Source organism: Massilia glaciei (assembly GCF_003011895.2).
Lineage (GTDB): Bacteria > Pseudomonadota > Gammaproteobacteria > Burkholderiales > Burkholderiaceae_D > Telluria_A > Telluria_A glaciei.
This window is the reverse complement of sequence record NZ_PXWF02000221.1, coordinates 1-6,067: the sequence shown is the minus strand read 5'-3', so window position 1 is coordinate 6,067 and position 6,067 is coordinate 1. Positions and strand designations below refer to the sequence as shown.

The 6,067-nt window shown below is 62.5% G+C and carries 4 protein-coding genes; 1 reads left to right on the top strand and 3 read right to left on the bottom strand.

The features are described from left to right. On the top strand, window positions 1-494 hold a 494-nt coding region (locus tag C7C56_RS28880), incomplete at its 5' end, for a hypothetical protein (protein ID WP_219933153.1). On the opposite strand, the gene C7C56_RS13095 is transcribed toward C7C56_RS28880, so the two are convergent. The 3 genes from C7C56_RS13095 to C7C56_RS13085 are packed head-to-tail and all read right to left on the bottom strand — an operon-like array spanning window position 467 to window position 5,985. Next, on the bottom strand, window positions 467-1,300 hold the full coding sequence (locus C7C56_RS13095) for a hypothetical protein (RefSeq protein ID WP_106757826.1): 834 nt from the start codon (window positions 1,298-1,300) through the stop codon (window positions 467-469). The genes C7C56_RS28880 and C7C56_RS13095 overlap by 28 nt on opposite strands. 4 nt (window positions 1,301-1,304) lie before the next feature. Further along, window positions 1,305-2,858: an SEL1-like repeat protein gene (locus C7C56_RS13090; RefSeq protein WP_106757825.1), complete on the bottom strand. Its 1,554-nt coding sequence runs from the start codon at window positions 2,856-2,858 to the stop codon at window positions 1,305-1,307. A 55-nt stretch (window positions 2,859-2,913) separates the two neighbouring features. Continuing rightward, complete coding sequence (locus tag C7C56_RS13085) at window positions 2,914-5,985, bottom strand: DUF2135 domain-containing protein (RefSeq protein WP_229458754.1); 3,072 nt, start codon at window positions 5,983-5,985, stop codon at window positions 2,914-2,916. Between the last annotated feature and the right edge of the window lie 82 nt (window positions 5,986-6,067).

The window sequence follows — 6,067 nt, the reverse complement described above, 5'->3', positions numbered from 1 at the left end:
GAAAACACTTGACAAAACACGCGCTTCGCGCGGCCGCCGCCCTGCTTGCGAGGCTTTTTTCGCGGGCAGGGCGGCGGCCAATAGAGACCTTTTTCTCTCTATTGGCCGCCATGTCAGTCCAACAATTGTTCCTCGACTTCTCCGCATATCTGCATTCCAGCCACTTCCGCGATCTGGCGCGCAATCCAGAATTCCCGCAACACGCACTGATGCTGAGCTGGTCGGGCCACACGGCGATGTCATCGATCAGCGCGGGGCGCAGCTCGGTCTGCGCGCGAGGTGTCTGCGCGATGCACGCCGCGGCGGGTGCTGCCAGGCAGGCCAGCACCAGCGCGTGGGCCGCCAGTTGGATCGTTGAAGGTGGGTGCAGCATGGAGCAATCTATCAAAGGCGCAACGCCGCTGCTGACTGGTGCCAGCAGCGTCTTCAAGCGCGTCAGGAAACTCGAAATCCGCAGGGTCATCAGTTACTTGCAGCGCTTGATGTTCTTGTAATAGGCATAGACACCGCCGTAGTCACACAGATACGCGATCGCCTCGTCCTGATCAAAAACTCGCCACATTGGATGCATCTTCATGTGGTGGGAGTAATCCAGTGCGGTCATGCCATACGTGTTCTTCGCGTTCAGCATCTTGACGAACAGGCCTTCGCGCCCCTTTGCGATGAAGTATTTGCGGAACTCATCGAGAATTGCTGCAGGTGAGCCCTTATCCATCGCGATGTGCGAGATCGGCGCATACGCCCCACTGCTTGCAGGCACATCAACCAGTCCGCCGATGTGCTCGGGACTACAGCCGGCCTCGACGTAGATCATGTCGATGTTCTTGTTCTCAACCGCGGTTTCCATTTCCTTGATCCAGATCAGCCGGATGGTCTTGCGAACACCTTCAACATTGCTTGAGGACTGTTTGGGACTGATGTCTCCGAGGCTCAGGCAATGTCCATAAAGCGTCATCATGAACGTGTAGTCCTCATCGGCCAATAAAAACTCTTTCTTATGGAGGATTACGGATTCACGCTGCAGCTGGCCGAGAGTTTTCCCGTATGCGACTTCCGACCCTGCAACGTGCTGGCCTGTGCAGGTGACGCATGGAATCGGCTGGGCGCCCACTCCGGTAGAAAAGTGTGCAGCGAGTACCAGAAGGAGAATCCGCAGGATGTTCGTACCGCAGTGTTCGCTTGCTTTCTTCGTCTCCTGCTCGATGGGCGCGCACAGTGTCGCCCGCAGCAGGGGTTCGGTCGTAGAACAGGCTGCAAGTGATTTTTCTGATGCCCCCAAGGGGTAGATGTCGCGTCCCATGTGATCAGAACTCTGGAATGATGATGGTCTTCATGTCGGCTGGCTTGGCAGAGAAGTCCTTCATCAGATGCGAGCGATTCAACGCAAGAAACCTCGTGCGCGCTTCCGCGTGGCCGGCCAGGGCGGCTTCCGCGTACAGCGTTGCGGCACCGTCGATATCGGGCGCGCCGTTCGCACCAGCCTCCAGCAGTTTGGCTAACAGAAACTTTGCATCCATGACATTGTTATCACTGGAGCGGCGCAGCCACCGAATTGAAGCTGCAATGTCCTGCCCTATCGCCAAACCCTGGAAGTACATGACGCCAACGCGATACTGCGCTCCAGGATGGTCACCTTGCGCGGCCTTCAAATACCATTTGAAGGCTTCGCTGCCATTCGCCGGGACGGCGTCACCAACTTCGTACATGTTTCCCAAGTTGAACGCTGCATTCATATTGCCGCCGGTCGCGCCCTTGGTGGCCCAGTAGATCGCCTTCTCACCATCTTTCGCCACACCGTCGCCGGTGCGATAGAACACGCCCAGATTCGTCTGCGCATCGGCCATTCCCTGCTCGGCGGCCTTGGTGTGCCAGGCGACCGACTGCGCCATGTCCTTGTTCACGCCGACGCCGCGCATATAGAGTTGCCCGAGTTCTTGTTGCGCTTCCTTGTCGTCTTGCTCGGCGGCCTTGCGCAACCAGACTGCAGCTTCCACATAGTCCTGTCCGGTCCCTCGGCCGGTCTTGTAGAAGTGCCCTGACATGGACTGACCACCGGCGTTACCTTGGTGTGCTGCCTTGAGGTACCACTCCAACGCGACTCGGTCGTTTTGTCGGACGCCCTTGCCTTCCTCGTACGCCGCCCCCAGGCGGTACTGGGCCGGGGAGTACCCCTGATCGGCAGCCTTGCGCAGCCATTCGAGCCCCAGTGCCTCGTCTTTCTGCACGCCAAGCCCTTGGCCGTACATCCGCCACAACTCGTACTGCCCCATCGCATTGCCTTGCTCTGCCGACTTGCGGTACCAAGTGACGGCTTCCGCCATGTCTTTCGGCACCCCACGTCCCAGTTCATAGGAGTTGCCCAGTTGTTTGTAGCCGTCCGCGTTCCCCGCATCGGCGGCTTTGCGGAACCAGGCCGTGGCTTGCGCCTCATCCTTCATCATGCCCCAGCCTTCCAGATGCATGGTCCCCAGGTGGTGATAGGCCTTGCTGTTGCCCTGCGCCGCGGCTTTGTTCAGCCAGAGCAGGGCTGTCGCGAAATTCTTCTCGACCCCTTCGCCAACCATGTAGCTGAAGCCCAGCGCATTCTGGCCATTGGGGTTGCCCTGCTCAGCCGAACGCTGGAACAGACGTGCACCCTCCGCCTGGTTCTTCTCGATGCCCAGGCCATCGCTGTGCAGCATGGCGACGTAGTAAAGGGCTTGCCCATCGCCCGTGCGCGCGAGCGGATCGAGCTTGGCGAAGGCGGCGAGGTAGTCCTTGCTCTTGTACGACGCAATGCCTTCCTTTATGCCAGCCATGGCAGGAAGTGCAGCCAGCAGAACAAGCACTGTGGCCAGGGAGTGTAGACGGAGTTTCATGCGCTTGACCTTAAAGAATGTGAAATGAAAAAAGCGACTGGCGCGCAGGCGCCGATCACGGCGCCGCACCCACGGTGAAAGTTCCGACCGTGACGTCGTCACCGCGCCCCGACAGGCGAAGCACGATGTCTTCGTCTTTCTGCGCAGGCGTGCCGAACCCGGTGCTGAGCTTGAGCATCAGCGTGGTCGAGGGCGCCACGATCTGCTGGCGGTGGCCGTAGAACTGGGCCTTGACGGTGTAACTGCCGGGCTTGGCCACGCGCAGTGAATACTCTTCCGGCCCGTAGCCCCCCGTGAAGTCGGGCGACATGCGCCCGCCCTGGTACGTCAGCCGGTTGCCGTAGTAGGAACGTTCGCCGTTCGGGTCGATCAACCACAGGTCGATGTCGGTGTTGTCCGCATCCCAGGTCAGTACGGCGCGCAGCTCGAGCGGCAGGTTGCGCAACAGGCGCGCATCGATGCGGCGCGTGTCCATACCCGGCTGGCGCGCGACGATGGCATTGAGCTCGGCTAACGCGATCAGCTCGACACCGGGAAAGCGGTTGTTCCAAGGCCGCGACACCACCTCCCAGAGACGGTCGATTGCCTGCTGCGACTGGCCGTCGGCAGCCAGCGCCAGACCGAGGTCGCGATACGACTGCGGCTCGTTCGGGCTCAGCGCCAACACCTTCTGCAGCACTGGCAAGGCCGGCTTGACCTGCTTTGCGAGCAACAGCCGGTAGGCCAGGATCCGCAGCACATGCCGGTTCTCAAGATTCATCTCGGCCAAATTCGACAGCACGCGCGAGCCGAGCTCGGGCTGCCCGCGCTCGAACAGGATGTCGGCGACATCGAGAAAGAAAGCCGTGCTTGCTGCATAGGCGGGGCGCTCATCAAGGTAGATGGCGTACAGGTCTTCGCTCTTCGCTTCACGCAGGCGCCGCGCGTAGGGCTCGTCTGGCTGCCACTTGCGCAGCTGGATCGAGGCCGACTGCGATGCCGCATCGGCCACGCCGGGTCGTCCGGCCGAACTCGACCGTTGGGTGCTTTCGTTGCGCGCCCGCTCCGCAGCTGCGGCTGCAGCTGCCGCCGCACCCGAGGGCATGGATGCCGGTGCTGGCACCGGCGCTGGAGGCGGTGCAGCCATGGTCGACACCGGCGCCCCACCAGGCATGGCTGCCGCCGGCTTGGGCGGCGCAGGCGGCTCACCCTTCGGAAAGCGCTTGTCCCACCAGCTTTGCTTGTCTGCGAAATCGGCCGCGACGCGATCAATGTGGCGCGCCTTGGCGGTCGCATCGGTTTGGGACTTGCTCGCCATGAGATCCTGCCATTTCGCCCGCAGCGATGTCGGCGGCTCGATCTCGTAGCGCGCATAGTCGGCCACGTTGTCGAGCACGATCAGCGAGGTTTCGCGGCTCAGCATGCCAAAGTCCAGGCCCAGACGGCGGATCGCAGCCTTGTTGCGCTCGTAATCGGCCTCGAGCACGGCCAGCCGCAGCGTGGCCCAGCGGCGCGCTGCCAAAGCGGTAGCGCCCTGCGCCGAAGCCGGAGCTCGGGCCTTGAGATGAACGGTGCGGGTGCGTCGCACGCCGCCCGGTGCTTGAATCTCGAGCACCATCTCTGCCTCGGGTTCGGTCAGAATGCCTGCGACCATGAGCCGCCCGTTCTGCACATAGACCGAGGCGGTTTCGAGGTCGCGCACACCGGTGCCCCGCATCGCCACCAGTCGCGTGCGCTCGGTGCCGAGTGCCTGCACGGCGCCGGCCGAGGTCATGTTCAATAGATCAAGGTAAGCGCCGCCGCTTTGCTCGGCCACTCGCCGCAGCAGGCCGGCATCGGCGCTGGACGCGGCATTCACCGCGTAGAGCGGAATTGGGGCGACAGACAACGGCGCATCGCCATAGTTGCCGAGCCCGTCGGTAAACAACAGCGCGAGGTCGGTGCCTGAGGGCGGCTGCATCGCCCCGAGCTGGGTGGCGCCGTCGTAGACCATCGTCTCGAGGCGCTGGCGCAGGAGTTGCCAGTTACCGCCGGCAATGGCAAAGGTCTCGACAGGGGCTGCCGTGTCGCGCACCGTGAGCAATTGCACCTGCACTTGCCCAATGCGTTTGAAATACTGGTCGAGCACGGCCAGCTCCTTGCCATGGTCACGCGCGGCGCCGGAGCCCGACGCATCCCATATCAAGGCGATGTTGCGCGGCTTAGCGCGCGGCGCACTGTGCATTACCAAGTCGAACTCGGCATAGAAGTAGGTCTGGCCGCGAAACTCCTGCACGCTGAGCGTTAGCGGCACGGCAGTGGCCGGCAGTGCGACATGGAGCACCCCGCTGCCGCGGTAGTTGCTGCGGGTGAAGGTGAGCGACGCCATCCCATTCTCATCTTTGGCGCGCTGCATCGGCAGCACAGCCGAACCGAGACGGGCCGACAGCGGTGCGGCGCCGGCAAAGCGCACTGCCACATCGAGCCGTCCCACCGGGCTGCCGAACTGCAGCGGCAGCCGCCAAGCCAAGGCCGAGGCCGACGTGCCCGCCGCAGTCGAATTGCCAGCCGACAGGATTTCGGCAATCTCGAGCACCACGCGCCGTGCGCCCCTGCCGGGCAGCGGGTAGAGGCGCAGCTTGTAGTTGTTGCCCTGGGTTGCCTCCAGCAGCGCCGGATCGACCCGTGTGCGCGTCACGTCCTCGAAGTCTTGCTGGCCCTTGGCCTTCTCGACTGGCACGGCGGGCCGTAGTTCGCCATCGATATCGAGCGCGAAGCCGGCGATGCTCTGGCCTTCGAGCAGCGGGAACTGCAACTCGCCTTCGAGCACGCGCTCGTTCGGGTTGTAGAACTCGAGTTCGATGCGGGTAGCGACGGCCAGCCCTGCAACCTCGGCTTGTACGGCAACGTGCCGCAGTTCGATCGGCAGGCGGGCCTCGGGCACCACGAGCCTAGCTGGCATGAAAGGCGGAACTGGCGTGGCAACCCGTGGCTGCGGCGCAATGGCAGCAAAGACAGTGGTCGCAGTGAGCGCCACGATCCCCAGCAACACAGTACCTTCCAATAGAAGTGCCGAAGACCGCCGGCGGAAAAAACTGTCTTTGCGAACGGGAAAGGCAGGCATGGGTAAGCTAAGCGTCATCGTCAGTCCTAAAGTTTCAGGGTTCATTTCCAACTCGGGGTGCCGTGTCCGAATGTCAGCCCCCCAACGCGCAGGGCTATAGCTCATATCGTTACACACAACGCCAGGA

What these genes read in the sequence shown, in the direction of transcription:
- C7C56_RS13085 (WP_229458754.1), bottom strand. Translation starts at nt 5,985, where the DNA reads ATGAACCCTGAAACTTTAGGACTGACGATGACGCTTAGCTTACCCATG.
- C7C56_RS13095 (WP_106757826.1), bottom strand. Translation starts at nt 1,300, where the DNA reads ATGGGACGCGACATCTACCCCTTGGGGGCATCAGAAAAATCACTTGCA.
- C7C56_RS13090 (WP_106757825.1), bottom strand. Translation starts at nt 2,858, where the DNA reads ATGAAACTCCGTCTACACTCCCTGGCCACAGTGCTTGTTCTGCTGGCT.